This is a genomic window from Thalassovita aquimarina, from assembly GCF_018219815.1.
In the GTDB taxonomy this organism is placed as follows: domain Bacteria; phylum Pseudomonadota; class Alphaproteobacteria; order Rhodobacterales; family Rhodobacteraceae; genus Thalassobius; species Thalassobius aquimarinus.
The window spans coordinates 51,262-77,348 of sequence record NZ_JADMKU010000003.1; the positions used below are offsets into that span (position 1 = coordinate 51,262).

The 26,087-nt window shown below is 62.7% G+C and carries 24 protein-coding genes and 1 tRNA gene; 7 read left to right on the top strand and 18 right to left on the bottom strand.

The genetic code is table 11. From position 1 onward, the window contains the following. Nucleotides 1–219: 219 nt before the first annotated feature. From argE to IT775_RS04465, 7 genes are all read right to left on the bottom strand, one after another. Entirely contained in the window at nucleotides 220–1,380 is a 1,161-nt protein-coding gene (gene argE, locus IT775_RS04435; protein WP_212699887.1) for an acetylornithine deacetylase, read from the bottom strand. Nucleotides 1,381–1,489: 109 nt separating this feature from the next. After that, a complete protein-coding gene (locus IT775_RS04440) occupies nucleotides 1,490–2,839 on the bottom strand; it encodes a TRAP transporter large permease (protein WP_212699888.1) in 1,350 nt (449 codons plus the stop codon). Nucleotides 2,840–2,842: 3 nt separating this feature from the next. Beyond that, a complete protein-coding gene (locus IT775_RS04445) occupies nucleotides 2,843–3,529 on the bottom strand; it encodes a TRAP transporter small permease (RefSeq protein WP_212699889.1) in 687 nt (228 codons plus the stop codon). A gap of 18 nt (nucleotides 3,530–3,547) precedes the next feature. Then, a complete protein-coding gene (locus IT775_RS04450) occupies nucleotides 3,548–4,567 on the bottom strand; it encodes a TRAP transporter substrate-binding protein (protein WP_212699890.1) in 1,020 nt (339 codons plus the stop codon). A gap of 330 nt (nucleotides 4,568–4,897) precedes the next feature. After that, nucleotides 4,898–6,820, bottom strand: a complete 1,923-nt coding sequence (locus IT775_RS04455) for an FAD-binding monooxygenase (protein WP_212699891.1) — start codon at nucleotides 6,818–6,820, stop codon at nucleotides 4,898–4,900. Nucleotides 6,821–7,133: 313 nt separating this feature from the next. Next, nucleotides 7,134–7,502 carry a hypothetical protein gene (locus IT775_RS04460; protein WP_212699892.1) on the bottom strand — a complete coding sequence of 123 codons (369 nt, stop codon included), beginning with the start codon at nucleotides 7,500–7,502 and terminating at the stop codon, nucleotides 7,134–7,136. 15 nt (nucleotides 7,503–7,517) lie between these two features. Beyond that, the gene (locus IT775_RS04465) at nucleotides 7,518–8,102 is read right to left on the bottom strand and encodes a cupin domain-containing protein (protein WP_212699893.1); all 585 of its coding nucleotides are present in this window, start codon (nucleotides 8,100–8,102) and stop codon (nucleotides 7,518–7,520) included. 37 nt (nucleotides 8,103–8,139) lie between these two features. Between IT775_RS04465 and IT775_RS04470 the strand changes: the two genes are divergently transcribed. Further along, nucleotides 8,140–9,114, top strand: coding sequence for a LysR family transcriptional regulator (locus IT775_RS04470; protein ID WP_212699894.1), 975 nt, complete (start codon nucleotides 8,140–8,142; stop codon nucleotides 9,112–9,114). A 139-nt stretch (nucleotides 9,115–9,253) separates the two neighbouring features. Here IT775_RS04470 and IT775_RS04475 read toward each other — a convergent pair whose 3' ends face one another. From IT775_RS04475 to IT775_RS04500, 6 genes are all read right to left on the bottom strand, one after another. Then, on the bottom strand, nucleotides 9,254–9,898 hold the full coding sequence (locus IT775_RS04475) for a DUF3726 domain-containing protein (protein ID WP_212699895.1): 645 nt from the start codon (nucleotides 9,896–9,898) through the stop codon (nucleotides 9,254–9,256). Between the two features lie 3 nt (nucleotides 9,899–9,901). Further along, on the bottom strand, nucleotides 9,902–11,599 hold the full coding sequence (locus IT775_RS04480) for a hypothetical protein (RefSeq protein WP_212699896.1): 1,698 nt from the start codon (nucleotides 11,597–11,599) through the stop codon (nucleotides 9,902–9,904). Nucleotides 11,600–11,661: 62 nt separating this feature from the next. Then, nucleotides 11,662–13,212 (bottom strand): BCCT family transporter, encoded by a 1,551-nt coding sequence (locus tag IT775_RS04485; RefSeq protein WP_212699897.1) that lies wholly within the window; start codon nucleotides 13,210–13,212, stop codon nucleotides 11,662–11,664. A gap of 56 nt (nucleotides 13,213–13,268) precedes the next feature. Beyond that, the gene (locus tag IT775_RS04490; protein WP_212699898.1) at nucleotides 13,269–14,261 is read right to left on the bottom strand and encodes a membrane dipeptidase; all 993 of its coding nucleotides are present in this window, start codon (nucleotides 14,259–14,261) and stop codon (nucleotides 13,269–13,271) included. Beyond that, nucleotides 14,261–15,712, bottom strand: a complete 1,452-nt coding sequence (locus tag IT775_RS04495) for an aldehyde dehydrogenase family protein (RefSeq protein WP_212699899.1) — start codon at nucleotides 15,710–15,712, stop codon at nucleotides 14,261–14,263. Before IT775_RS04495 ends, IT775_RS04490 begins: the two co-directional genes overlap by 1 nt. A 122-nt stretch (nucleotides 15,713–15,834) precedes the next feature. Continuing rightward, on the bottom strand, nucleotides 15,835–16,716 hold the full coding sequence (locus IT775_RS04500; RefSeq protein WP_212699900.1) for a LysR family transcriptional regulator: 882 nt from the start codon (nucleotides 16,714–16,716) through the stop codon (nucleotides 15,835–15,837). Between the two features lie 116 nt (nucleotides 16,717–16,832). Between IT775_RS04500 and IT775_RS04505 the strand changes: the two genes are divergently transcribed. Further along, complete coding sequence (locus IT775_RS04505; protein ID WP_212699901.1) at nucleotides 16,833–17,186, top strand: RidA family protein; 354 nt, start codon at nucleotides 16,833–16,835, stop codon at nucleotides 17,184–17,186. Between the two features lie 423 nt (nucleotides 17,187–17,609). On the opposite strand, the gene IT775_RS04510 is transcribed toward IT775_RS04505, so the two are convergent. The 4 genes from IT775_RS04510 to IT775_RS04525 all read right to left on the bottom strand — a co-directional run bounded on the left by IT775_RS04510 (nucleotide 17,610) and on the right by IT775_RS04525 (nucleotide 21,334). Then, nucleotides 17,610–17,685, bottom strand: a tRNA-Thr gene (locus IT775_RS04510). A 44-nt stretch (nucleotides 17,686–17,729) separates the two neighbouring features. Then, nucleotides 17,730–19,250, bottom strand: coding sequence for a heme biosynthesis protein HemY (locus IT775_RS04515; RefSeq protein ID WP_212699902.1), 1,521 nt, complete (start codon nucleotides 19,248–19,250; stop codon nucleotides 17,730–17,732). A 14-nt stretch (nucleotides 19,251–19,264) separates the two neighbouring features. After that, nucleotides 19,265–20,563 (bottom strand): COG4223 family protein, encoded by a 1,299-nt coding sequence (locus IT775_RS04520; RefSeq protein WP_212699903.1) that lies wholly within the window; start codon nucleotides 20,561–20,563, stop codon nucleotides 19,265–19,267. Between the two features lie 84 nt (nucleotides 20,564–20,647). Continuing rightward, nucleotides 20,648–21,334, bottom strand: coding sequence for a uroporphyrinogen-III synthase (locus IT775_RS04525; protein ID WP_212699904.1), 687 nt, complete (start codon nucleotides 21,332–21,334; stop codon nucleotides 20,648–20,650). Between the two features lie 72 nt (nucleotides 21,335–21,406). Between IT775_RS04525 and tsaD the strand changes: the two genes are divergently transcribed. The 5 genes from tsaD to IT775_RS04550 all read left to right on the top strand — a co-directional run bounded on the left by tsaD (nucleotide 21,407) and on the right by IT775_RS04550 (nucleotide 24,606). Further along, nucleotides 21,407–22,504 carry a tRNA (adenosine(37)-N6)-threonylcarbamoyltransferase complex transferase subunit TsaD gene (gene tsaD, locus IT775_RS04530; protein WP_212699905.1) on the top strand — a complete coding sequence of 366 codons (1,098 nt, stop codon included), beginning with the start codon at nucleotides 21,407–21,409 and terminating at the stop codon, nucleotides 22,502–22,504. Beyond that, the gene (locus IT775_RS04535; RefSeq protein ID WP_212699906.1) at nucleotides 22,501–23,463 is read left to right on the top strand and encodes an NAD(P)H-dependent glycerol-3-phosphate dehydrogenase; all 963 of its coding nucleotides are present in this window, start codon (nucleotides 22,501–22,503) and stop codon (nucleotides 23,461–23,463) included. The genes tsaD and IT775_RS04535 overlap by 4 nt, the downstream gene beginning before the upstream one ends. Then, nucleotides 23,464–23,733, top strand: a complete 270-nt coding sequence (locus IT775_RS04540; RefSeq protein WP_212699907.1) for a YciI family protein — start codon at nucleotides 23,464–23,466, stop codon at nucleotides 23,731–23,733. Then, a complete protein-coding gene (locus IT775_RS04545; protein ID WP_212700100.1) occupies nucleotides 23,733–24,152 on the top strand; it encodes an EVE domain-containing protein in 420 nt (139 codons plus the stop codon). The genes IT775_RS04540 and IT775_RS04545 overlap by 1 nt, the downstream gene beginning before the upstream one ends. Nucleotides 24,153–24,213: 61 nt before the next feature. Continuing rightward, entirely contained in the window at nucleotides 24,214–24,606 is a 393-nt protein-coding gene (locus tag IT775_RS04550; RefSeq protein ID WP_212699908.1) for a DUF1761 domain-containing protein, read from the top strand. A gap of 24 nt (nucleotides 24,607–24,630) precedes the next feature. On the opposite strand, the gene glmM is transcribed toward IT775_RS04550, so the two are convergent. Next, nucleotides 24,631–25,971: a phosphoglucosamine mutase gene (glmM, locus tag IT775_RS04555; RefSeq protein WP_212699909.1), complete on the bottom strand. Its 1,341-nt coding sequence runs from the start codon at nucleotides 25,969–25,971 to the stop codon at nucleotides 24,631–24,633. Nucleotides 25,972–26,087 lie beyond the last annotated feature (116 nt).

A 26,087-nucleotide genomic window follows, 5' to 3' on the forward strand; every position in this document is an offset into this window, starting at 1 on the left:
CCGCATGCCCGGAATAGATTCGTTTGCGAATCACATATTACGCCCCGATTCAGGGCCACGGCAGATAAGGCAGACCGCCCCGCATGCCGGGTCAATTCCGGTATCCTTCGTCGGGTCCTGACTGAAAAAATCCGCTGCGCTCCATGACCAGTTGCCAATTATCCCCCGCCGGGAACCGGGACAGTACGGACCGTCGTTGCTCCATATCTCCGGTTGCGCTTACCGGCATTGTCGGGCGCGAAGCCCTTCGAGGAAGGCCAGGCAGGCCTCGATCTGCGACGTCTCGATATATTCATCTGGAATATGCGCCTGATCGATGCTGCCCGGTCCGAACACCACGCTGGGCAGGCCTTCGCGGTCGAAACATCCCGCATCGGTACCGAACGGCGCGGCGGTGAAGCTGTTTTCTCCGCTCAGCTGCCGCACCACGTCCAAGGCCGACGAATCCGGATCGAAGCGCAGCCCGGGATAGTTCGAAACCTCTTCGGTGACGATTGACGCCTGCGGGAACGCCGCCTGCATTTCCGTTTCCAGATCGGTCAGGAACGCCTCGATCCGCTGCATCGGCGCGATGCCGTCGTCGGGCGGGGTGACGCGCAATTCCCAGTCCAGCGTGCAATCCTCGGCGATGATGCTGCGCCCGGCGCCGCCGCCGATGGTGCCAACGTTGACCGTGTTAAAGGGGGGCTGAAACGGGCTGTCGGGCAGCGGCTTGGCCGCGAACTCCTGCCCCAGCCCTTCCAGGAAGGTGATGAAGCGGGCGGCGTAGTGGATGGCGCTGACACCGCGCCCGGGATCGGAGGAATGACCGGCGACACCGGTGAACCGGGTACAGCGTTCGAACCCGCCCTTGTGGCCCGCGATCACCTTCATTTCGGTCGGTTCGCCCACGATCACTGCCGCCGGTTTCATCCCCGTCGCCACGAAATGCCGCGCCAGCCCCGGCGCGCCGATGGAACCCGGTTCCTCGTCATAGGTGAAGGCAAGGTGAACGGGACGTTTCAGCGGCGCCGTGACCAGATCGGGCACGATGGCAAGGGCGCAGGCAAGGAACCCCTTCATATCGACCGCCCCGCGGCCATAGACGCGGCCCCCATCGCGCGTTAGCTCGAAGGCCGGCCTTGTCCAGGCCTGCCCGTCGACCGGCACCACGTCCATGTGCCCCGACAGGGCAACGCCGCCATCGATGGCCGGGCCGATGGTGGCCAGCAGGTTGGCCCGTTCTCCGCTGTCGTCATGGATCAGTTCGGCATAGACCCCATGATCCTTCAGGTAGTCATGGATGTAACCGGCAATGGTCAGGTTTGACTGCCCCGGCAGGCTGGGAAACCGCACCAGGTAATCGAGAAGCGCAAGGGCTGTGTTCAGGGTTGCGGCCAATTTTATGCGTCCCGTATTGCAATAAAATCAAAACGGCCCGGCGATGAGCCGAGCCGTTTCGGATTGAAATCCCTGACGGCACGCGCCGTCAAGCCGTCTTTTGCCGCCGTCAGCCGTAGAACAGGCGCACCAGCACCATGGTGATCGACGGGAAGGCCACAAGGATCGCGATCCGGATGATGTCGGAGGCCACGAAGGGCAGCGCGCCGCGATAGGTCTGCCCGATGCCGACGCCCTTGGATATCGCGTTGATGACGAAAAGGTTCATCCCCACCGGCGGCGTGATCAGCCCGATTTCCGCCGACATCAGAACGAGGATGCCGAACCAGATACCGATTTCAGCCTGCGGAATGCCGAAATCCAGCTGCGTCACGATCGGGATGAAGATCGGCACGGTCAGGAAAATCATCGCCAGCGAATCCATCACCGTCCCCAGGATCAGGTACAGCAGCAGCATGCCGATCAGGATCAGCCACGGGCTGACATCGGTTTCCAGGAAATAGGCCGCCAGCGTCTGCGGAAGCTGCGCCGAGGACAGGAACGAATTGAAAACGCCCGCAGCGAGGATGATGAAGAAGATCATCGCAGAGGTCTGGGCGGTGTTCAGCAGCGCCTGCTTGATCACGTCGATGCTCAGGCTGCGCTTGGACCATGCCACGATCGCGGTGCCGGCGACGCCCACGGCCGCGGCGGCGGTGGGCGAAAACGCCCCGGTATAGATACCACCGATCACCAGCGCGAAGATCACCATCACCGGCCAGACCTGGAACAGCGCCTGGAACCGCGCGCGATAGGGCATCCGCGGCAGCGCGTTGCCCGATCCCGGCACCATCCTTGTGTAGATCGCCACCGTGACCATGTAGCCCAGCATGGCAAGGATGCCGGGCACGAAGGCGGCGGTGAACAGCTTCTCGATATTTTCCTCGGCCAGGATCGCGTAGACGACCAGAACCACCGAGGGCGGGATCAGGATGCCGAGCGTGCCGCCGGCGGCCAGCGCGCCGGTGGACAGCGCGCCGCTATAGCCCGCGCGGTGCAGTTCCGGCAAAGCCACCCGGCCCATCGACGACGCGGTAGCCAGCGACGATCCGCAGACCGCGCCGAACCCGGCCGAGGCGCCGATCGCCGCCATGGCCAGCCCGCCGCGACGGTGCCCCATCCAGGCCTCGGCGGCCTTGAACAGGGCGGCGGACATGCCGCCGCGGGTGGCGAATTCGCTCATCAGCAGGAACAGCGGGATGATCGACAGCGAATAGTTGGTCAGCGTGCCATAGGTGAAGGTCTTCAGCTGGCTGTCCATCATCCGCATGTTGCCGGCGACCAAGTAGGTGCCGACCAGACCGACGATGAACATCGCGGCGGCCAGCGGCACGCGCAGCGCGATCAGCAGCAGCAGGACCGGGAAGCCGAGCAGACCAAGTTGAAAATCAGTGAAAGTGGATGTCAGGAATTCGAACATGGATCACTGCCCCGCCTGAGGGTTTTTGAACAGGTCGCGGGCGCTGCGCCAGACGCAGAAACAGGCGACGATGAAGAAGGCGGCGACGCAGATTTCGGCCACGATATAGGTGGGCCAGAGCGGCAGGCCGAGAATCTGCGATTCCTGGCTGGTGCGGATGCGGTCGGCGGCCTGCGCGAAATCGCCCTGCAGCAATAGATCGCCAAAGGGTTCCTTGGATCCGCGGGCCTTCTTGACGATCAGGAACCACTGCCGGGTCAGGATCAGATAGGCGATCGCCGCCAGCGCGATATCCGCGACCAAGTTGAGAACCCGGTTCAGGTGCCGTCCGAAAACCGGTTCGAACAGATCGATCCTGATATGGCCGGACCGGATCATCACCCAGGGCAGCGCGGCGAAAAGCGCAAGCCCGACGCCATAGGTGACAAGCTCTTCCTCGCCAAGAATGGCATGCAGCCAGGGCAGGGCTTCGCCGACCGGGCCGGAACCGAACATGCCGTCCAGCAACCGCCGGACAAGTTTCAGAATGATGCTCAGGCAGGTGACGACGGTGGCAAAGACCAACCCCAGTCCCCCCAGCAGGGCCAGACCGGCCGCGAAGCGTGTTATCACCCGTTCGGTTCGTTCGAAGATTGTCATGAAGTCATCCAGCAGATAGGCGACCCGACCCGCGCAGGCGGGCCGGACCATCGTAGGGGTTCAGCGGAATTACTGGTTTTCAGCAATCAGCGCCTTGGCTTGCTCGATGGCGGCCGCGCCGTCGAAGCCTTCCCCCTTGGCGCGTTCGATCCAGCGGTCATAGACCGGCTTCGACGCTTCGATCCAGCGGGCAACTTCTGCCTCGTCAAGCTGGATGATGTTGTTGCCTTCCGCCTTGGAGCGGCCGAAAACGTCACCTTCGACCAGCGCGTTTGCCGCGAATTCCGACAGCGCCTTGCCGGTCTGTTCGTCAAGGATGGCGCGCAGATCATCGGGCAGGCCTTCGTAAACGTCCCAGTTCATCGCCAGCACGAAGGTCGCGGTGTAAAGCGCGCGGTCACCGCTCATCTCGGTATGGTTCTTGACCAGTTCCTGCAACTTGATCGACGGGGCGACTTCCCACGGGATCACCGCGCCGGAAATCACGCCCTTGGACAGGTTTTCCGGAATCTTCGGCAGCGGCATGCCCACCGGGGTCGCGCCCAGTTCACCAAGCAGATCGGTCACCAGGCGGGTCGGTCCGCGCAGTTCCTTGCCGGCCAGGTCTTCCAGCTTGTTGACCGGATCTTCGGTATGGACGACACCGGGGCCGTGAACCCAACCGGCGAGGATCTTGGTTTCCTCGTATTCGCCATCCTGCAGATCGCTTTCGATCAGGTCGTAAAAGGCTTTCGAGGTCGCCACCGAATCCTGCATGATGAAGGGCAGTTCGAACACTTCGGTCTGGTTGAAACGGCCCGAGGTATACCCCGGCAGAGTCAGGGCGATGTCGACGGCACCGTCGACGGCCTGATCGTACAGGTCGCCCGGACGGCCACCCAGCGACATGCTGTCGAAGATTTCGATCTTGATGCGGCCATCGCTGGCCTTGGCAACGTTTTCAGCGAACGGCACCAGGAATTTCGCGTGAAGCGGGGCTTTTTGGGACATGAAGTGATGAACGCTGAGAGTCACTTCCTGCGCCTGGGCAACGCTGGCAGCGCCGAGAACGGCAAGTGCCGCGAAGGATGTTTTCAGGAAACTTTTCATGGGTTCCTCCCGATGATGAGAATCGGTTGGCTTCTATTTATCGGCAAGGAAGATGACCAATTTGAAACATGTCTGAACTATTTGTTTTGGCTATAGCTGCGTCATCTGGTCGTCACAGACGCCCTTGCCGCAACCTGTGGTGATGCGTTGCGGCGAGCAAGCAATCGGGCCAAGCACCCGCATTGGCTTCACATGGCCCAGCCTGCCACGGAATGCCCGACGGCATCCTTGCGGATCCTCATGAATTCCTCGAACGGTGCGCCCCGGCCGTTTCGCATCCTACGGGGTCGCCCCCGCCCACCTGCCGACCGATGGTCGCTTTCTACGACATCAGCCGTTCCCGGCCGGCAGCATGACCCCATCGAAAAATTCGGACAGTTCCACGTAGCCATCCAGCGGAAGGACATGGGCGACATATTGGTCGGGACGCACCACGATCATGCAGCCCTGGTCGCGATCGATACCGCGCATGTCAAAGATGTCGCCCTGCCCCTTGTGATCGGTGCAGAAGACCTTTTCGTGGTCTTGCAGTCCGAGCTTGCCCTTCACGGGCTTCAGAAGCGACGGCATGTCCTCAGAGGCGAGGTTTTCGAAGGTCTGCTGAAACACCGCCCGCAGGTCGATCACCGCGTCGATATCTTCGCCTTCCCGGGTGCATCTCACCACCGGCGAACTGGGATCGCTCTGCAGCCAGTCGGCCAGCTTGTGGATCGCCGATCCCGGGGACGAACTGTCGCCCTTGCCCGCGAAGGCATAGATCCGCCAGCGGCCATCTGCGTCGGCGACATGACCCAACTGCATCTGCATTGCGTCCGCCACCCGCACCACCGGGGCCGAATGGAACCGGCGGCCGATTTCCTGCCCCCTGGCCAGTGCCTGATGGGTGGGCACGCCGATCAAGGCAGACGCTTCGTATTTCACGGCCAGACCGCCGGTGAATTCCAGGTTCTCGATGAACTGTTTCTGGAACCGCGGCATGCCCGACCCGTCGAGTTCGGATTCCCCCGGCGGTGCCGACATGATACGGGCCCATTCGTGATCGGTATCGACCAGCCGCTTGGCCTCGGCCCAGCGTTCGGCGGAATAGCTGCGCAACAGGCTTGCATCAGCCCGCCCCCGCAGCACATGCGCCAGCTTCCAGCCCAGGTTGAACGTGTCCTGCATCGACACGTTCATCCCCTGCCCCGCCTTCGGGCTGTGGGTGTGGCAGGCGTCGCCGGCGGTGAAGACGCGCGGATTGCGGTCCTCTCCCTCGGGCGCGTCGTCGAAGCGGTCGGTCATCCGGTGGCCGATTTCATAGATCGACCACCAGACCACTTCCTTCACGTCGATCGTGTAGGGCTTCATGATCCGGTTCGCCGCCTCGATCATGTGATCGGCGGTGAAGTTGCGGTTGCTCACGCGTTCGTCGGGGTTGAGCCTGTCGAGCTCTACATACATCCGGAACAGGTATCCGCCTTCACGCGGCAGGATCAGGACGTTGCCCTCATGCGCCGAAGTGATCAGGCATTTCTGCCGCACGTCGGGGAAATCGGTGTTGGCCAGAATGTCCATCACGCCCCAGGCCTGATGCGCCGCGTCGCCATGCAACTCGCCGCCGATGGCCTTGCGTACATTCGACCGCGCCCCGTCGCAGCCCACCAAGTAGTTGGCCCGCACGGTCACGGTTTCCCCCGCATTCACGCCGGTGTTTTCCAGCGTCACGGTCACCGGGTAGTCGTCGGTCGTGGTGTCGACGCGCAGGTCCCGGACCGCCCAGCTGTAATCCGGTTCCAGCCGCGGCGGCGAGTTTTTCATCACGTCGAGGAACAGTTCATGCACCCGCGCCTGATTGATCAGCGTGTGTGGCATTTCCGAGGAATCGTCGGCCACGTCCTGCACCCGGCCGATCCGCTTGATATGCGCGGGATTGTCCGGGTCGGGCGTCCAGAATGCGGTCTGGTTCACCCAGTAGCTTTCACGCTTGACGGTTTCGCCGAAGCCGAAGGCCTGGAACATCTCCATCGTGCGGGTGTTGACGCCGTCGGCCTGTCCCTTTTCGATCGGGCCCGGTTTAGGGTCGACGATCATGGTGTCGATTTCGGGGAATTGCGACAACTGCGCGGCAAGGCAAAGGCCCGCCGGGCCGCACCCGGCGATCAGCACGTCCACCTTTTCGGGCAGCGGGGCATGCGCGTCACGGTCGCGGCGGTTCGGCGCCGCGTTCTTGATGTCGGGATCACCGCCGCGAAAACCATCCACGTAAAATTGCATCGTAATTCCTCCCTGTCACGCAGCCACAAGCATTGTTCAGATGCTGAATTGATACTTGCACTCATCACTTTTGGTCAAGATTTAATTAGTACACTATCTATAATAAGAAATAACATACTGTTTTCATGCCTCTTTCTCAGAGGGCAAGACAAACGAATACAGGGACAGGTGCGGCGCCGCGGGACGAACCGGGCGCCGACCAGGCAACGATGCATGTGCACTTCACAGCTCAGGGCAGGCTTGTGCCCCGGTCACGTGCCATTGGCGGTGGCAGATCGGCCGTGCAAAATATCCTCGTGGACGAACGGCATCGCTAGCGAACCGTCCGAATTACCAGCCACGCAAAAACGAGCATATCGGCGAAAAGAACAATGGAACTGATCGCGGCAAGGGGTTCGGCCTGCGGTGTGCCCAGGTAGATCAAGCCTATTCCGATGGCAATTGCGATCGATGCCGCCGCCCAGACCACTACTTGGAATCTTGCAAGACGGCTGCGATCCAGTTCCGTGTGAAACCGGTAGAACAGCCCCATGAGGAAAAGAGACACCCAGCCGAGCAGGTTCAGGTGCGCGTGGGCCGGCGCCGTGGCGTGATCGTGGCTGATCGCCATGGCGATCCCCCACCCCATCCCGGTAAGGGCAATCAGCGGAGCCAGCGTGAACGATATTCTGGATGCGGTCATCCTCTGCACCTCCGTTCAGACGGCCATGGCCAGCGGCGGACCGACGACCTCAATCGCGTTTGCACGGCAAGCCGCTTCGAGTTGCGCTCTTTGTTCAGGTGTCGGTTTCTCCTGACGGGGCGGCAGACCATCGTACTCTGCGGGTCGTCCGGCCGATCGGGCCATGGATTCGAATTCGCCCTCGGTGGTGACCGTCAGCATGCGCGCGCCGCCCGGGCTGGTCACCAGAAACGTATGCGCGATGCCCTTCGGTGCGACGAGAATGTCGCCGGGCCGGATCGTGACCATTTCGTCACCGACGAGGAATTCGATCTCTCCCTCGATCATGTAAAAGGTTTCATCCTCGTTGTGATGAATGTGGCGCGGCGGTGAAAACCCCTCGGGCAGCACCTGTTCCAACAGATAGACGCCGCCGGGAGGAGCGCCGTCCTGGCGGAAGCTGCGGAACAGCGCGCCGAGAATCCAGATGGCTTCGATTTCGCATGGCTTGGTCATGATGTACTTCTCCTGTTGCGGCAGGCGCATATTCTGCGCCGCCGGGATCGTTTCATCCTGGTTTCGAAGGATCAGGGCTTGTTCTGCGCCCCGCATCCCATCCATACTTCTTCCTGTCTCACAGGCCGAATTCCGAATTTGTATGGGGCCCATAACCGACGTGAATTTCGCGACTTTCGATCTCAACCTGCTTCGGGTCTTCGATGCTCTCATCCGGGAACGCAGCGTGACTCGCGCGGGTGAATTGATCGGACTGAGCCAGCCCGCGGTCAGCAATGCGTTGTCGCGGCTCCGCCATCATTTCGCCGATGAACTGTTCGTGCGACGCGGCAACGACATGGTGCCGACGCCGCGCGCGGAAGCCCTTGCGGTCAAGATTCAGAAGGCGCTTTCGGAAATCGAAAGCGCGGTGACCGATGAAAAGACCTTCCAGCCCGAAGAATTGGAGCGCGTCTTCACCCTGAGCGGCGCTGACTTCTTCTCGGCCCTCGTGATGCCCCGGCTCCATTCGCGGGTCACCCGGATGGCGCCGCGCGTCACTCTTCGCATGATCGAAGGCGCAACGGGCGAGGTGGCAACGCTGCTGCGGGACAGCACGATCGACATGGCTCTCGAACGGGCCATGCCGATGCAGCAATCGGACTGGGTATCAAGCGCGGCGCTGATGCAATCGCGCTTTCTGGTCGTCGCGGCGAAGGACCATCCCCGAATCCGCGAGGCCGGGATCGCCCCCGGTGATGCATTGCCGCTCGATCTTTTCTGCGCACTGCCCCACGCCCTGCGTTCGGTCGATGGAAGCCTGGCGGGCATCGTCGACACGGCGTTGTCCAAGCTCGGGCGCAAGCGTCACGTTGCTCTGGCACTGCCGCATTTTCACGCGGTCGCCGTGGCCGCCTCGAAAAGCGAGCTGATCGCCACCCTGCCCGAGCAGACCGCCCAAGACGCGGCTGGCATCTTGGGTCTTTCCGTCTATCGCCCGCCTGTCGAAGTGCCGCCACAAGAACTGCGGCTCTACTGGCATCGCAGGCACGACCGCTCAGCGGCTCACAGATGGCTTCGCGCGCAAATATTCGAAACAATCGAAAAGCTGCAGCCCGTCAAATCGCATGCGACCTGACCGCGGCCCGGCATCGGCGCGATGCGAAAGGTCATAAGCGCCGCATCTGGATCAACGAATTGAAACAGCCCGCTTTGGGGCTGAAACCCGCCGTTGACCACCCCGGCACGGGCGGTCCGGCGGGTGTCGGATTTCCGCTTCAATCGTTATCCGTCAACCCGGCGCCGGCACCGGCAAGGCGCGACGCCTCGGTGGCGGGCGCGAAGGTGCGTTGGGCGAAGTCACCCAGACGGCTCCAGGTATCGGCGTCCACATCGCGGTCGGCGGTGAAGGTCATGGCCGCCGGAATCGCCCGCGCGCGGCGGCAATACACGTGTTCGGCACTGCGCACGGTCAGCGCATCCCCCTCGGCGACGATGGCGCAACCGTCAGGCATCAGCGTCAGCGTGGCGCCCGTCCACCCGATTTCGATGGCCGCGCCCGTCTGACCAGCGACGCAGGCGGCGTAGGGTGCCAGCAGGAGCGGCAGCGAGGTGGCGGCAAGAGCGATCTCGCCACCCGCCGCCAGTTCCGAAGCGCGGTCGGCCAACGCAGCCCCGGCGATGAGCGGGCAAAGCCGGCCGGACGGAGCCTGCCAGGTGCCTTGATCCGATACCGGCGCGAGATCGGCATAGTCCCGGCCATCATTGCGGGTCAGGACCTCGGCCAGCAACCGCGGCCCCGGCAGTCCGCGTTCGACCAGCCAGCGGGCGGCCTTGCCCGCTTCCTCGGCAATACCCCAGGGCAGGCCCGCGCCACGAGCCGCCCGTTTTCCGGTGACTTCGATCTCGTTCAACGAAAACATCGCTCAGACCTCGCTTTCATGGGGGTAGGACCAGTCGTCGGCATCGCAGGTGGCCAGTTCGTGCGGGAAGGGCGCGTCCTGGAACATCGTGATGCGCACCCACCGATCCGACCGCGGATCGAAATGGGTGGCGCCGAAAAAGGCCAGCTTGCAGCGCAGCAAGTCGATCGGCAGAAGCGCGGCCGAAATCGTGTTGTCGCGGATCTCGGCATAGGGGAAGCGCGCGGTGATCTGGGCCCGGCGGACAACGTGCCGGTGTTCTGGGTGGCGCAACAGAAAGGCCGCGACGGTGTTGCCGCCGGTCCAGGCCGTCAGATCGCCGAACATGCGGGCGGCATCACGGCCCGGGGCCAGCGGCTGTTCGTAGGGTTCCACCGGTTCCTCGAAGCGTTCGCCGAGGCGAGGTTCGAGCTTTTCTTCCGAAGTGTACCAAACCCGCGCCCGGCTGTCGGACGACTGCCAGTCGATCTGGAGCGCCCAGCCATAGACATCTTCGACAATCTCGCGCAGGCGTTCGAGCGACATCGCGCCGTCAATGTGAAAGGCGCCGGCTTCGTCGGCACTCATCGCGGTGGCAAGGTCGTCGACCAGATCACCGTAGGGTTCCATCATCAGCGAAACCAACTGTTCCTGACCTTCGACGGAAAGGGTTTCCTCGGCCCAGCGATAGAGCCGATCCCAGGGATCGAGGCCTTCAAGCGCGCCGGTGTCCACATGTTCCTCAAGACGCGCCAGATCGGCCCGAAGCCAGGACAGCTTCTCGATCTGGATCGGATGCTCCGATCGCCATTCGTCGGCATTGATCCGGGCACGGGCAAGCATCTGGCGGAATGATGCGGTCTCGTCGGCGCTGGCATGGGCCAGGCTGCGGACACGGGAAAGGGCCATTTCCCGCGCGGCGATCCAGTTGTTCAGCAGGACAGGGTGGTTGACGATGAACGGCGCCAGGCCAAGCCCGGTGGAGTTGCCGACACCAAAGCGGCGACGCAGGTCGGGATCGAGCGCCACGGCGGTATCGGGCGAGCGGGACCGGGCCATATGTTCAACCAGGTCGAGCGTATAGGCCCTGGTCAGGTAGACCGAAAGCATCTCGGCCATGAACGGGCCGGCGCATTCCGGGCGGCCCGCAATTGCCTCGCGGTCCGCTGCGCCCAGCTTGCCCGATCCATAGACGGCGGTGGTGCGCATCAGGTATCCGACGGCCTCGATCTGTTCGGGATCGGGCTGCTGGCCGGCGGCCAGCCGCGACACCACATGTTCAAACAGCCGGACCGAACGATTGGCCCGCGAAACAGAAACCTCGCTTTGGTTGACACGGCCCGCTTCCTGTTTCGGGACGTTCCGCGACAGACGTTCGATATCGTCTGCCGTAGGGACACCGTCGAACAGGGTGAAGGTGGAATCCCAGGCGTGGGCGATCACGCGATCCGAACGCTGGTCGGCCGGCAGGTCATGGGCGAAACAGACCAGCGAATAGGTGCGCTCCGGCCCCTTGGCGGAATAGACCGCGACGCCGACGCCTTTGTCGTCGATATCGAAGACCGGGCGTTCGAAGCTCCAGTTCTCGGTCTTCATCCGGCGCATCAGGCTGCGCATGAAGGACAGGCGGCACTGGTGGGCCGATCCGAGACGGGCCAGGCGCATCACCACATCCGGTGACCGCAGCGGTACCTTGGGTGCGTCTTCGCGTTGGGCTTTCATGACTTTCCTCCCCGGTTTCGAGATCCGGGGCACGCAGGCACGCGCCCCGGATGTGACGTTGATCAGCCGCGTTGTTCCCGGCCTTTCAGCATGGTGATACGGGCGGCATCCCACAGTGACGGCAACAGGATCAGCGACACCGGCACGGCGGTGACCACGATGAAGCTCTGCAGCTTGCCGACACCGCCCGAACCGACCGAAATCAGGATCAGCGCCATCAGACCCATCGCCACGCCCCAGAACACGCGCATCGCCGTCTTGGGATGCTCGTCCTGGCTCATCGTCACCGCGATAACATAGGTCATCGAATCGCCCGTGGTCGCCACGAAAATGGTGGTCAGGATCAGGAACAGCAGTGAGACGATGAATCCCATCGGCAGTTGCTGGGTGATCGCCAGCAGGGCGGCAGGCAGGTTGAAGCCTTCGAAGGCGGTCGAAACCGAGCCGGGATTGGCCAGTTCGAAGGCGATGCCCGAACCACCGACGATGGTGAACCAGAAGTTGGTCACGATCGGCGCGACGATCGACAGCATGATGATGATCGAACGGATCGAGCGGCCGCGCGAAACACGGGCGATGAACATCGCCATCAGCGGACCGTACCCCATGAACCAGCCCCAGAAGAACACGGTCCACCAGCCAAGCCAGCCCGGCGCGCCGAAAAGACCTGCATCGCCGCGATAAAGCGCCATATCGAAGAAGCTGCCGAGATAGGTGGCGAAACCGGCGAAGAAGCCCTTGAAGATGAAAAGCGTCGGCCCGGCGATCAGCATGAACAGCAGCAGCACTGCGGCAAGGACCACGTTGATCCGGCTGAGAATCTGGATGCCCTTGTTCACCCCGGTGATGGCCGAACCGGTGTAAAGAGCGACCAGGCCAGCGATTACCACGAGCTGGGTGCCAAATCCGTTCGGGATTCCGAACAGGGCGTTGAGGCCATAGCTGACCTGCAGGCCGAGAAATCCGATCGGACCGACGGTGCCGGCAACCACGGCGATGATGGCCGACGCGTCGGCGATCAGGCCGATGGGGCCGTTGATCGCCCTGTCACCGAAGACCGGGTATAGAAGCGTGCGCGGCGCCAGCGGCAGGCCCTTTTCGTAGTGGTAGTACATCAGCATCACGGTCGAAAGCGACCCGAGGATCGCCCAAGCTAGGAAACCCCAGTGCATGTAGCTTTGCGCCAGCGCGGAGTTCACGGCGGCTTGGGTGCCGGACTCGGCCCCGAAAAGCGGCGGCGAAGACAGGAAATGCGCCATCGGCTCCCCCGCGGCCCAGAACACGCCGCCCCCGGCAAGAAGCGTGCACATGATCATCGCACCCCACTGGAATACGGTGAATTCCGGCTTGGCGAGGCCGCCCATGACCGCCTTGCTACCGGGCAGGACGCACAACACGAGCCCGATCAGGAAAGTCGCCAGCAACAGAACCTGCCAGTAGAGGCCGAAATAAGTGGCCGAGACGTTGAAGCCCCAGTCCACCACGGCCGACAAGGTATCGAGGCTGAACAGAGCAGTCAGGCAGAAAAGGGTGATGAATCCCCCGGTGATCGCGAAGAGCGGCAGAACGCGCCGCCCCTGTACGCCCGGATTTTCGATTGAAGTGTCCGCCATTTTGTCCTCCCTTTAACGACGGTGATGCGCCGGATTCGGCCGCATTCGATGCGCTGTCAGGAACTCCCCGCAGCAACGAAGTTCGATTTGTAGAAACGGTGCCAGTTCCCCCCCATGATCCCGGCGACCTCGTCCTCGGCAAAGCCGACCGCTTTGAGCCCGGATTCGATGTTGCCGAAGTCGCGGTTGTCCTCGAACCAGCCCGGCATGGCCGGGAAGCCCGGCGCACTGGCCGACCCTTCGCCGTAGTCGATTTCCTTAGTCCAGCGGCCGACGCGCATCCATTCGACGACACTGTCGGGCTGGTCCTGGCAAAGGTCGGTGCCGATACCGAAATGCTCGGTCCCGAACTTTTCGGCGGTCCGTGCGATCATTTCGCAGAAGCTTTCCAGCGTGCAGTCGGATTTGTCTTTCAGGTGATGCGGATAGACCGAAAATCCCATCATGCCGCCGTTTTCCGTCACCGCGCGGATCACATCATCCTTCTTGTTGCGCAGCGCCGGGGCCCAATCGTAGGGATTGGCGTGGGTGATCGCGATTGGCCGTTCGGAAATCTCGGCTGCCTCTATGGTCGAACGGTCCGCCGAATGCGACATGTCGACGACCAGGCCGACGCGGTTCATTTCCTTGATGACCTGCCGGCCCATCCGGGTGATGCCGTTGTCTTCGGCCTCGTAGCATCCCGTCGCCAGAAGCGACTGGTTGTTGTATGTCAGCTGCATAAAGCGCGCGCCCAGCGTGTGGACGATTTCGACCAGGCCGATGTCGTCCTCAATCGGGCTGGGATTCTGGAAGCCGAAGAAAATGGCGGTCCGGCCCGTTTCCCGCGCCGTGTCCACGTCTTCCGCCCACTGGCCCTTCATGATCAGGTCCGGAAAACGTTCGAACCAGCGATTCCATTTCTCGAAGTTCAGGACCGTTTCGCGGAAGGATTCGTGATAGGCGATGGTGACATGAACGGCGTCGACGCCACCTTCCCGCATCTGGCGAAAGATCTTTTCCGACCAATTGGCGTATTGCAGGTTGTCTATTCTAGGTCCGGGTCGCATCAGACCGGCTCCCCGGCGCTGATATAGGCCGTCTTGACCGTGGTATAGAACTCGGCTGCGGCCTTGCCCTGCTCGCGCGGACCGTAGGAACTGTCGCCCCGGCCGCCGAAGGGCACGTGATAATCGGTCCCCGCGGTGGGCAGGTTGACGGTCACGACGCCGGTCTTCGCATTGCGCCGGAAATGGGTGGCACGCGCGAGGCTTTGCGTGACAATCCCCGAGGTCAGGCCGAAATTGGTGTCGTTGACGGTGGCCAGCGCTTCGTCATAGCTGCCGACCTTGATCACCGAGGTCAGCGGCGCGAACATTTCTTCGCGGTTGATGCGCATGCCGTTGGTGGTGTTCACGAACACGCCGGGCGACATGTAATAGCCCTCGGTCTCCATGTTCAGCCGGGCGCCTCCGCAGGCCAGTTCCGCGCCCTCGGACTTGCCGAGCTCGACATAGGCAAGGTTCTCATCCAGCTGCTGTTCGCTGACAACCGGGCCCATCTGGGTGCCCTCGGACAGCGCATGCCCCACCTTCATCGCCTTCGCCCCGGCGACCAGCTTTTCGACGAAGGCGTCGTGGATCGCCTCGTGCACCACCAGCCGCGAAGAAGCGGTGCATCTCTGTCCGGTGCCGCCGAAGGCGCCGCCCAGTGCCAGCGAAACCGCCAGATCCAGATCAGCGTCATCCATGACGGCCAGGGCGTTCTTGCTGCCCATCTCCGCCTGGATCTTGGTGAAGTTCTGCACCGCTGCGCTGGCAATGCCGCGGCCTACGGGCACCGAACCGGTGAACGAAATCGCGTTGATTTTCGGGCTTTCCACGAGGCGCTGCCCCACGTCGCGCCCGGCGCCCATCACCAGGTTGAACAGGCCCGCGGGAATGTCCTGACGGCTGATGATCTCGGTCAGGGCCACCGCCGAGGCCGGCGTCGCGTTGGCAGGCTTCCAGACCACCGCGTTGCCGTAGGCGAGCGCGGGGGCGATTTTCCAGCTTGCGGTGGCGGTGGGGAAATTCCACGGGCTGATGACGGCAACGACACCGACCGGTTCACGGCGGATGTCGACCTCGATATTCGGGCGTACGCTGTCGGCGTTTTCCCCGATCTGGCGCAGGCATTCGGCAGCGTAAAAGGTGAAGAACTGACCGGCGCGGTACACTTCACCCTTGCCCTCGGCCAGCGGCTTGCCCTCTTCGCGCGACAGCAATGTGCCAAGCTCTTCGGAACGGGCCATCAGCTCGTTGCCGATATTCATCAGGACGGCCTGCTTGCGCTCCATTCCATAGGCCGCCCATTCGGACTGCGCACGCGCCGCCGCCGCCAGAGCGTCATCCAGTTGCGACGACGATGCCTGGGCATAGATACCGACCAGATCGGACAAATCCGAAGGGTTGCGGTTTTCGATCTCGGACGACCCGGCCACCCATTCTCCTGCAATGTAGTTAAGCTGAGTGGTGGTCATGCCGAATCTCCTTGGTTCGTGATCTCTTTGCGCTTGCCCGATTGACGGGATGCGCCCAAAAGCCACGAGGAAGCCGATTCAGGCAATCTCAAAGAAATTGATTTGAATTCAGTAGAACTGAATTAAGGAGCGACACCTTCGACCCTGGTCGTGCGGATCATGTTGGCCAGGGCCCGTGCCGCAGGGGTAAGCAGCCTCTTCGGCTGGATCACGATCCAGACCGTGCGGCGCGCCTCGACATCCGCGAGGGGCAGAAAGGCAAGGTCGGAAAATTCTGGCATTACGGTCAGGCGCGGCAAGACGGTCACCCCGACCCCCGCCTTCACCAGGCCCAGCAGCGACGCCGTATTGCGCACCGTCAACACCGATCTGTCCAGCAATGGCAGGAAACCGGGATCCCTGATCTGGGCACACAGGCCGTTGGCGATGAAGCGTTCGCCGGCGAGGTCTTCCCAAGTCCTGTTGTCCCATCCCTCGACCAAGGGACAGTCGGCGCGGCAAACCACGCCGAAGTGATCCGAAAACAACTCGTAACGTTCGAAACCCGGCATCGGGCCGATACTGGCCAAACCGATATCGGCGCGTTCGGCCATCAGGTCGGATTGCACGCCTTCACTGTCCATGTCGCGGATATCGATCCGGACATCGGGGTGTTCGTCCAGAAAACGGGTCAGGAGCCGGGGCAGCACCATTTGCGCCACCGATGGCGTTACAGCTAAACGCACATGCCCCTGTTGCCCGCGCGACAGGTCTTCGATGGTCGAGATCGTACGGTCGAAATGATCCAGTTCGTTGCGCACCTCGGCATAGATCATCCGGCCAAGGGGAGTCAGGTTGGATTTGCGCGCGGCTTCGAAAAGCGGCGCGCCGATGTGATCCTCGAACTGCTTCAGCATCATCGACACGGCCGAAGCCGTCCGCCCCAGATGCGCGGCCGCTTCCGCCAAGCTGCCGTGATCCGCCACCGCCCGGAAGCAACGCATCATTTCGACCTTGATCGCCAACTTCAGTATTCCTGAAAGTATTTCAACAAAATTCAGCCTACCTGCAGTGCAGTATTTCGTCCATACGCGCGCTTGGACGTTTCCCGCAACATAGCAACAAACCGAGGATTCAAACCATGCCAAGCGAATTGATCAAGATCGGCGGATCGGCCCGTTTTTCGGCCATCGCCATTCACAACGATACCGTCCATCTGGCCGGTCAGGTGTCGCAGCTGAAAGACGCGGACATCCGCGAACAAAGCCGCGACGTGTTCGCCAAGGTCGACGCATTGCTGGAACAGGCGGGAACCACCCGTGACAAAATGATTTCCGTACAGATCTGGCTCGCCGACATGGACGACTATGCCGGCATGAACGCCGAATGGGATGACTGGGTATCCGGCATAACCCCACCCACCCGTGTCTGCGTCGAGGCGCGCATGGCCCAGCCGCATTACCTGATCGAAGTGCTGGTTCTCGCAGCAAAATAAGATCACGGTTTCGGGGTGGCAGGCCACTGAACACCCGGCTCTTGGTCCTCGTCCTCTCGTTTTTTCAGAGCGAACGGTTCCGAGCCACCCCGAATCCTGGCAGCTCAGGCGCAATTACCTCGATTTCATCAAGCGTCCGGCGCAAACTGAAGCAAACGACCCAAAGCGGACGTTTCCCCCTGAGACAACGCGGGACCGGTTCAAGCACCAGGCTCAAGACCCATTTATTGATTGCATGTCGCTTGGTCGCATTTCACCTGCCCCAAAAACAGAGGGCATGATGAATAGTCTTTTCTGATTGGTGAGCGTAGCATGCGGCCAATACTTGAGACTCAGCCGACATCAGAAAGGTGGACCAGAGGGTAAACTGGCACCACTAATACTACCCCAAGAAATTGAAATAGAAAAAAAATTTGGAACAAGTGGTGCCGCTGAAGGGACTCGAACCCCCGACCCCATCATTACGAATGACGTGCTCTACCAGCTGAGCTACAGCGGCCTGGTAGGCGGGGCTATAGCACCCCGACCGATCTTGGAAAAGACCTATTTTTCGGCGGCTTCTTCGACGTCCTCGGCCATATCCCCTGCCCTGACCGTACCGTCTTCCAGTTCGGCAATCGGATCCACCACCTCGGCCTCCTCGACCTGTTCTTCTGGCTCGGGTTCGGCCGCTTTGCTGTGATCCTCCAGCGATCCGACGATCAGCGGCAGCATGGCGACGCCGGTGGCCGAGGCGACCTCGCTTTCGGGCGGGGATTGCCAGCTCAGGGTGTCGAAACCGCCGCAGTTTTCGCAGACCGGCACCCATTCGTTATGGATGGTATGGCACTTGTCGCAAACCCATTGCGGCCCGCGCGGCGCGTTCAGCGCCCGCGCCAGCCATCCCTTGACCACCGTGTCGCTGGCGCCTTCGCCGCGCGCCACCGCCGCCATGATGGTCAGCGCCCGTGAATCGGGGTTGTCGTCGACCAGATCCCCCAGAGCGCGACGGGCGGCGGGGAAATCTTCCGCCGCGATCTGCAATTCGGCCTCCAGCAGCCTGGATTCGCGGTGATCGGGCACCAGGTGCAACAGCGGCTGGAACCGTTTCAGCCGCTCGGCGGCGCTTTCGTCAGGGTGGATCGCCGCGAAAGCGGCGGCTAGGTCGGGATGCGGATGCACCGACCAGGCCTTTTTCAGCATCCGCGCCGCCTTGCGCAGTTGCTGCTTTTCGATCAATGCGCGCGCCGCCAGCGCCGCTGCCGGCACCAAATCGGGCGACAGGCGGTTGGCCTCGATCGCTTCGTCCATCGCCTCGGCGCTGTTGCCTTGCTGCAGGATCGCTTTGGCTTCCGACAACGCCAGAACCGCGTCGCGGCGCTTGTGCACGTCGCGCGGCAGCGAGCCGTTTTTCAGCTTCAGGTTCAGCGTGCCGCGTGCGCCGGACCAATCGCGGGCCTGGGCCTGCAATTGCAGCAGCGTATCCTGGGTTTCCTCGTGCTTGGGCTTCAGCGCGATGGCCTTTTCCGCCAGTTTCCGCGCGGTATCGGCATCGCCTTCGGACAGTTTCTGTTTCATGATGCCGCGCACGCCCACGAAGCGCGTCTTGTCGTCCTTCAGCAGCCGCTTGTAGACATCCTGCGCCTTCTTGGTGTCGCCGGCCATTTCCGCCGCCTGCGCGGTCAGAAGGTTGGTCAGTCCCGGCTTGCCGAGGAATTTCTCGGCCCGCGCCGCCTTGTTCATCGCCACACGCGGTTCGCCCGAGGCCAGCGCCATCATCCCTTCGGTCAGCGCCTGGTACCCTTTGCGTTCGCGGTTGCGATCGAAATAGCGCGACAGCGCGGTTTCATCGCCGTTGAGGAATTTCAGAACCGCCACGCCCAGCGACGCCAGTTTCAACACCAGCCACAACGACAGCAGCAGAACCACCAGCGCGATGACCGAGGTCAGCGGCGTCAGGTTCAATTCGATACCGGCAAAGGCGATGCGCAAACCGCCTTCCATTTCAAGCAGATGCGCCGCGCCCAAGGCCGCCGACGCGACGAGGACAACGAAAAGCACAATCTTGATAAGAGACCAAAGCATCAATCGTTTTCCTCTTAATTGCTCATCAACTGCTGGCTCAGCGCCTCGGCGGCGGCCAAACCATCGGCCCGCTGGGTGGCCAGCGCCATCCAATCGGTCAATTCGACCCGGCCCTGTTCCGGCAAGGCCTCCAATTCGGCCATCGCATCGCTCAGGTGGCCGGCTTTCAGCGCCGCCTCGGCCCGTGACAGGATCGCGTCGGCGTCATTGCCTTCACGCGGTTCCAGCGACCGCACGCCCAGATGATCGCGCAGGAAATTCAACGCGCCGCCATCGGTTTCGGCCTGGCGCGCGGCCTTCAGCGCGGCACGCGCCGCATCGGGGAAAGCTTCCTGCAACGCGGCACGGGTCGGCACGCCGTCGACCATGCGGTCCAACGCCTCCGGCACTTTGATCCCGGCCTGTTTCAGGTCGCTCACCGGTTCGGCGAAAGACGCGCCGGTGTCCATGGCAACCTGAATCCGGGCCAGTGCGCCACGCAAAACGGTATCGCGGGCGGTTGCGACGGCTTCTGCTTTCTTCGCCTCGGCCACGGCCAGCATGTCCTCGATCTCGCTGCGCTGGTTGGCCATCGACTGCTGCAGCGCCTTCAGTTCGCGCTCGTAAGCCTCGACCACCTCTTGCGATGCGGATTCGGTGATGGGGCGCTTTTCCATGTCGGTCAGGCGCGCTTGGTAGCCGTCGATCTGGGCTGCAAGCTGCTGCAAACGGGTGCCGTTCTGGTCAACCCTTTCCGCAAGCTGCCCAAGGTCTGCGCTCGGATCGGACGGTATCTTGAGGCTGTCGACCTTGTCGGCCAGCGCATCGACCTTCTTGGCCTGCGCCGCTAGGCCGGTTTGCATCTGGGTTCGCAGATCGTCGATTCCGCTACCACCGGACAAACCACCGGGCAGCAAGTAAAGCGCGCCCCCGGCCCCGATCCCGGCGGCGATCACGCCGCCCAGAATCGCGGGCCAGAACCCGCCCTTGCGCACCACGACAGGTTCGGGCGCTGGCGCAACGGGCGTGTCTTCAACGGGTTCTTCCTCGGGCGGTTCCGCCCCGCGGTCCGCTTCTTCGGCAACATCCAGCTCTTCGGACTGTTCAGCGAAATCGGAACTGGGCTCAGGTTCTTCAACCGCTTCGGGTTCCGCCGCGATGTCCGATTCAGCGCTTTCACCGGGTTCTGCGTCCCCTTCCCCGGTCTCTTCCCCGGAAACGGCATCATCCTGTTTGGCGCCCGTTTCCTCTGCAACATCGTCAGCGATAACCGCATCTTCGATCTCTGCAGGGCTGTCTTCGGATTGATCTGCGGTTTTCTTGGGATCGGACACCTGCGCCCACCTTTCGAATCTCTGAAATTCGTGAACCTGAATAGTGATGTAAGCTTACTTTCCGCCGAATGAACCCTCAAGCGATCACCCTGCGGCCATCAGTCTCTCTATCGCGGCGATCATCGCGGTCGCGTCAGGCGTTTGCGCCCGCTCGACCCGCCGCACCGGCAATGTGCCAAGGGCTTCGATCACCGCATCGCTCATCGCGGCGATGAAAAGCGGCGCCTGGCCCACATGCTGGCGGGCGAAGATTTTCGCGCTGCGCGGCGAAAAAAGCGGCACGATCACCGTCTGTTCACCACGAAGCAGCGTTTCTGCCACCGTGCTCAGCGGTGTTTCACGCTGTTCGTAAACCACTTCTTCGCGCGTTTCGATCCCTGCATCCGTCAGCCGTTCGGCCAGCCGCCCGCGCGCGTGGCGGCCGTGCAGATGCAACAGAGGCCCCGACGGATGATCGGCCATTATCCGCTGAAACAGGTCCTCGGCGTTCCGTTCCACCGCGATCGGATCGAACCCCGCCGCCCGCGCCGCATCGGCAGTCGCCGACCCGACCGCGTAGCACGGCATGCCCTGCCCCTCGGCCACCGCCAACAGGGCATTCTGCGAGGTGAAAATCACCGCCCGGGCACCGGCAAGATCGGGCGCGCGTCCTACCGGGTCGATCTGCAAAAGTGGCGAAATCATCATTGGCACATCGCCCAGCCGCTGCCGCAGCTGCGCCGCGAAACGCTGCGAAGACGCCAAGGGCCGGGTCAGCAGGAGTGTCGCCATGTCACCGCCGGGATTGTTTGAACCTGTCTGCGGTGTTACCTGCGGGGCACCATTCATGCAACGGGCGGGATCATGGGCATAACGCACACCATTCTGGGACTGGAAAGCAGCTGCGACGATACAGCGGCCGCCGTTGTGCGCCAAAGCGAAGGCGAAGTTCCGGAAATCCTGTCCTCGGTCGTCTTTGGCCAGACCGAGCTTCATGCCGAATTCGGCGGCGTGGTGCCCGAAATCGCCGCCCGTGCCCATGCCGAAAAAATCGATATTTGCGTGAAACAGGCTCTGGAACAGGCAAATTTGACGCTGGCCGATATCGACGCCCTCGCGGTGACCGCCGGTCCTGGCCTGATCGGCGGCGTGCTGTCCGGCGTGATGTGCGCCAAGGGATTGGCCGCCGGATCGGGCAAGCCCCTGATCGGGGTGAACCACCTGGCCGGGCATGCCTTGACGCCGCGGCTGACCGACGGGATCGCCTTTCCCTACCTGATGCTTCTGGTGTCGGGCGGGCATTGCCAGTTCCTGCTGGTGAAAGGCCCCGAGGATTTCACCCGCCTTGGCGGCACCATCGACGACGCGCCCGGCGAAGCCTTCGACAAGACCGCGCGGCTTCTGGGCCTGCCGCAACCGGGCGGGCCTGCAGTGCAGGCCGAGGCGGAAAAGGGCGATCCGAAACGGTTCCGCTTTCCCCGGCCGCTGCTGGATCGTCCCGGCTGCGACATGTCGTTTTCCGGGCTGAAAACCGCTTTGTTGCGTGCCCGCGATCAGGTCGTGGCGGAAAAGGGCGGGCTGACGACACGGGACCGCGCCGATCTTGCCGCCGGTTTCCAGGCCGCCGTGCGCGACGTTCTGGTGGAAAAAACCCGCCGCGCGCTGGCGCTCTACCTGGCCGAAAACCCCGCGCAACCGGTTCTGGCGGTGGCCGGTGGCGTGGCCGCGAATACCGCGATTCGGGCCGGGTTAGAGACTGCTTCGGATGAAATGAAGGTCAGTTTCACCGCCCCGCCGCTGGCCCTATGCACCGACAACGCTGCGATGATCGCCTATGCCGGCCTGGAACGGTTCCGGCTGGGGCATTGCGATGACATGACGCTGGTCGCCCGGCCACGCTGGCCACTGGACAAACAGGCCAAAGCCCTGCTTGGATCGGGCAAGAAAGGAGCCAAGGCATGATCGCGGTCGCAGGATCAGGGGCATTCGGAACGGCGCTGGCGATATCGCTGGCCGCCACCGGTCAGGGGGTGCAGCTTTGGGCGCGCGATCCCGCCCATGCCGACGAAATGCGGCAGGCGCGCGAAAATACCCGCCGCCTGCCTGGCGTGGAATTGCCCGACAACCTGCAGATCATCACCGAACTAGAGACTATTGCAGCCGAAATGCCGGTTCTCCTGGCAGCCCCCATGCAGCGGCTGCGCGACATGCTGGTGCTGCACAAGCTGGCGCTTGGCGGCCGGCCGCTGGTGGCCTGCTGCAAGGGCGTGGAGCTATCCACCGGGCTGGGCCCGACCGGAATCATCGAGGAACTGATCCCCTCGGCGAAGCCCGCGATCCTGACCGGCCCCAGTTTCGCCACCGATATCGCCCATGGCCTGCCCACCGCGCTGACGCTGGCCTGCCGCGATCGCGACGCGGGCCGGGCGCTGCAACAGGCCCTGACAACGCCGAATCTGAGGATTTATCGCACCACCGACACGGTCGGCGCCGAACTGGGCGGCGCGGTGAAGAACGTGATCGCCATCGCCTCGGGCGCGGTGATGGGAGCGGGATTGGGCGAAAGCGCCCGCGCGGCGCTGATGACCCGCGGCTTTGCCGAAATGCAGCGTATGGCGCTCGAACTCGGCGCGCGGCCCGATACATTGGCCGGTCTGTCGGGGTTCGGCGACCTGGCTTTGACCTGCACTTCCGAACAGTCGCGCAATTACCGCTATGGCCAATCGCTGGGCCGGGGCGAAAGCTTCGATGCGGATATCACCGTCGAAGGCGCCGCCACGTCCCGCGCCGTGCTGGACCAGGCACGCGAGATGAAGATCGACATGCCGATCACCGAAGCGGTGGTGGCAATGCTTGACGGCACTTTGCAGCTGCGTCAGGCGATGGAAATGCTGCTGTCCCGACCCCTGAAGGAGGAATGAATGCTGATAGCCCTGATCGCGCGCGACAAGAAAGGCGCGCTTGATATCCGCAAGGCCAACCGAGACGCCCACCTGGCCTATATTGATGCGACCGGCGTTGTCGCACAGGCCGGCCCGCTGATCGAAAACGACGACATGGCCGGTTCGCTGGTCATCCTCGACGTGGCCGACATGGCGGCGGCGGAAGACTGGGCCGCGAACGACCCCTATGCCAAGGCGGGCCTGTTCGATAAGGTCGAGCTGATCGAATGGAAAAAGGTGATCGGCTGATGCGGTACTGGCTGTTCAAATCCGAACCCTCGACCTGGGGCTGGCACGACCAGATCGGCAAGGGCGAGCAGGGCGAGGAATGGGACGGCGTGCGCAACTACCAAGCGCGCAATTTCATGCGCGACATGAAACTCGGCGATCGCGGTTTCTTCTACCATTCGCAGAAGGAAAAGGCGGTCGTCGGCATTGTCGAGGTCTGCGCCGAGGCGCATCCCGACAGCACCACCGACGATCCGCGTTGGGAATGCGTCGACATCAAGGCGGTCGAGCCAGTGAAAACCCCGGTCACGCTGGACCAGATCAAGGCCGACGAACGGCTGTCCGACATGGTTCTGGTGAAGAATTCCCGCCTGTCGGTGCAGCCGGTCACGGCCGAGCAATGGCAAATCGTCTGTGCCATGGCGGGTGTAAGTCCCTAGCCTTGCTCGAAAAGATCGGGCAGTCTTCCCGCGCAACACATTGCGAACAGGGGAGAAAGCAATGGAATTCGTGAACGTCTTCGCGGCGGCAATTGCCGCCTATGGTTTCGGCGCGCTCTGGTACATGGTCAATTCCAAGACCTGGATGGAGGCCTCGGGCGTGGAACTGGGCGCGGACGGACAACCGAAGGACCGTTCGCCGATGCCCTATATCGTATCCTTCATCTGCGTGGTGATCGTGGCCGGGATGATGCGGCACGTCTTTTCGCTGGCGGGGATCGACACGCTGGGGATGGGCGTGGTGGCCGGGCTTGGTGTCGGGCTGTTCCTGGTGACGCCGTGGATCGTCACAAATTACACCTTTGCACGCAAACCCCGCGCGCTGAGCCTGATCGACGGCGGTTATGCCACCGGCGGCTGCACCATCATCGGGGCGGTGCTGACCCTGTTCTGATCCCGAAAAAGGCTCTGTTCCGGCCTAGCAGACGGTTTCGACCGCGCTGCAGATTGACGTGATGACGTCGTCCAGCAGGGCCTGATCGGTGGATTCGCCCATCACCCGGATCAACGGTTCGGTGCCCGATTTGCGGATCAGAAGCCGCCCGTCGCCGTCCAGCCGCTTTTCGCCGTCGGCGATGGCCTGCTGCACGCAATCGGTTTCAAGCGGCAACTTGCCCGGCGCATAGCGCACGTTGCGCAGGATCTGCGGCACCGGATCGAAGACGCGGGCCAGATCGCTGGCCTTGCGGCCGGTTTCGACCATCGCGCGCAGGAATTGCAGCGCCGCGATCAACCCATCGCCGGTGGTGGCGTAATCGGTCATCACAATATGGCCCGACTGTTCGCCGCCCAGGTTGAAGCCTTTTTGGCGCATCTTTTCGACCACGTAACGATCGCCCACGGCAGTCCGTTCCAGAGCGATGCCCTGATCGGCAAGGTAGCGTTCCATGCCGAGGTTCGACATCACCGTCGCCACCAGGGTATCACCCGCGAGAATGCCGTCGCGTTTCCAGAGCGACGCGATCAGCGCCATGATCTGGTCGCCATCGGCCTGGTCGCCGTTTTCATCGAGGATGATCACCCGGTCGGCATCGCCATCGAGGCAGATGCCCAGGTTGGCGCGGGTTTCGCGCACCTTGGCCGCCGCAAGCGCGGTATCTGTCGATCCGCAACCGTCGTTGATGTTGCGCCCGTTCGGGGTGACGCCCAGCGGCACCACCTCGGCGCCCAGTTCCCACAGAACCGCCGGTGCGGCCTTGTAGGCGGCGCCGTTGGCGCAATCCAGAACCACCCGCAGCCCGTCGAGCCGCAACTTGTTGGGGAAGGTCGTCTTGGCATATTCCACGTAGCGGCCCAGGGCGTCGTCGATCCGCTTGGCGCGGCCGATGTTTTCCGGCGCGGCCAGCGCCACACCTTCGTTCAGCAGCCGTTCGATTTCCACCTCGGCGTCATCCGACAACTTGTACCCGTCGGGGCCGAAGAACTTGATGCCGTTGTCATAGGCGGGGTTGTGGCTGGCCGAAATCATCACGCCGACATCGGCGCGCATCGAATGGGTCAAATACCCAATCGCCGGGGTCGGCATCGGGCCGAGCAGCAGCACGTTCATGCCGGTGGAGGTGAACCCGGCGGTCAGCGCGTTTTCCAGCATGTAGCCCGACAGCCGGGTATCCTTGCCGATCACCACCCGGTGTTCCTGCTGGTCGCGGCGGAAATACCGCCCCGCCGCCGCGCCGAGCTTCATCGCCAGTTCCGCCGTCATCGGATAACTGTTGGTAAGCCCGCGCACCCCGTCGGTGCCGAAAAGAGACCGTGTCATTGCCCGCTGACCCCTCAGATTTCTTTTATTTGGCCCGTTCCTACGCACCGGGTCCGATCAAGTCCACCCGAACGCTGGTACCGTCACGGGCATTTTGCGCATAAACTCGCCGGTTC

What these genes read in the sequence shown, in the direction of transcription:
- IT775_RS04515 (WP_212699902.1), bottom strand. Translation starts at nt 19,250, where the DNA reads ATGCTTTGGTCTCTTATCAAGATTGTGCTTTTCGTTGTCCTCGTCGCG.
- IT775_RS04525 (WP_212699904.1), bottom strand. Translation starts at nt 21,334, where the DNA reads ATGGCGACACTCCTGCTGACCCGGCCCTTGGCGTCTTCGCAGCGTTTC.
- IT775_RS04480 (WP_212699896.1), bottom strand. Translation starts at nt 11,599, where the DNA reads ATGAAAGCCCAACGCGAAGACGCACCCAAGGTACCGCTGCGGTCACCG.
- IT775_RS04545 (WP_212700100.1), top strand. Translation starts at nt 23,733, where the DNA reads ATGCGGTACTGGCTGTTCAAATCCGAACCCTCGACCTGGGGCTGGCAC.
- IT775_RS04465 (WP_212699893.1), bottom strand. Translation starts at nt 8,102, where the DNA reads ATGGATGGGATGCGGGGCGCAGAACAAGCCCTGATCCTTCGAAACCAG.
- IT775_RS04485 (WP_212699897.1), bottom strand. Translation starts at nt 13,212, where the DNA reads ATGGCGGACACTTCAATCGAAAATCCGGGCGTACAGGGGCGGCGCGTT.
- tsaD (WP_212699905.1), top strand. Translation starts at nt 21,407, where the DNA reads ATGGGCATAACGCACACCATTCTGGGACTGGAAAGCAGCTGCGACGAT.
- IT775_RS04440 (WP_212699888.1), bottom strand. Translation starts at nt 2,839, where the DNA reads ATGTTCGAATTCCTGACATCCACTTTCACTGATTTTCAACTTGGTCTG.
- glmM (WP_212699909.1), bottom strand. Translation starts at nt 25,971, where the DNA reads ATGACACGGTCTCTTTTCGGCACCGACGGGGTGCGCGGGCTTACCAAC.
- IT775_RS04490 (WP_212699898.1), bottom strand. Translation starts at nt 14,261, where the DNA reads ATGCGACCCGGACCTAGAATAGACAACCTGCAATACGCCAATTGGTCG.
- IT775_RS04450 (WP_212699890.1), bottom strand. Translation starts at nt 4,567, where the DNA reads ATGAAAAGTTTCCTGAAAACATCCTTCGCGGCACTTGCCGTTCTCGGC.
- IT775_RS04505 (WP_212699901.1), top strand. Translation starts at nt 16,833, where the DNA reads ATGCCAAGCGAATTGATCAAGATCGGCGGATCGGCCCGTTTTTCGGCC.
- IT775_RS04455 (WP_212699891.1), bottom strand. Translation starts at nt 6,820, where the DNA reads ATGCAATTTTACGTGGATGGTTTTCGCGGCGGTGATCCCGACATCAAG.
- IT775_RS04495 (WP_212699899.1), bottom strand. Translation starts at nt 15,712, where the DNA reads ATGACCACCACTCAGCTTAACTACATTGCAGGAGAATGGGTGGCCGGG.
- IT775_RS04475 (WP_212699895.1), bottom strand. Translation starts at nt 9,898, where the DNA reads ATGTTTTCGTTGAACGAGATCGAAGTCACCGGAAAACGGGCGGCTCGT.
- IT775_RS04550 (WP_212699908.1), top strand. Translation starts at nt 24,214, where the DNA reads ATGGAATTCGTGAACGTCTTCGCGGCGGCAATTGCCGCCTATGGTTTC.
- IT775_RS04445 (WP_212699889.1), bottom strand. Translation starts at nt 3,529, where the DNA reads ATGGTCCGGCCCGCCTGCGCGGGTCGGGTCGCCTATCTGCTGGATGAC.
- IT775_RS04540 (WP_212699907.1), top strand. Translation starts at nt 23,464, where the DNA reads ATGCTGATAGCCCTGATCGCGCGCGACAAGAAAGGCGCGCTTGATATC.
- IT775_RS04470 (WP_212699894.1), top strand. Translation starts at nt 8,140, where the DNA reads ATGGGGCCCATAACCGACGTGAATTTCGCGACTTTCGATCTCAACCTG.
- IT775_RS04460 (WP_212699892.1), bottom strand. Translation starts at nt 7,502, where the DNA reads ATGACCGCATCCAGAATATCGTTCACGCTGGCTCCGCTGATTGCCCTT.
- IT775_RS04535 (WP_212699906.1), top strand. Translation starts at nt 22,501, where the DNA reads ATGATCGCGGTCGCAGGATCAGGGGCATTCGGAACGGCGCTGGCGATA.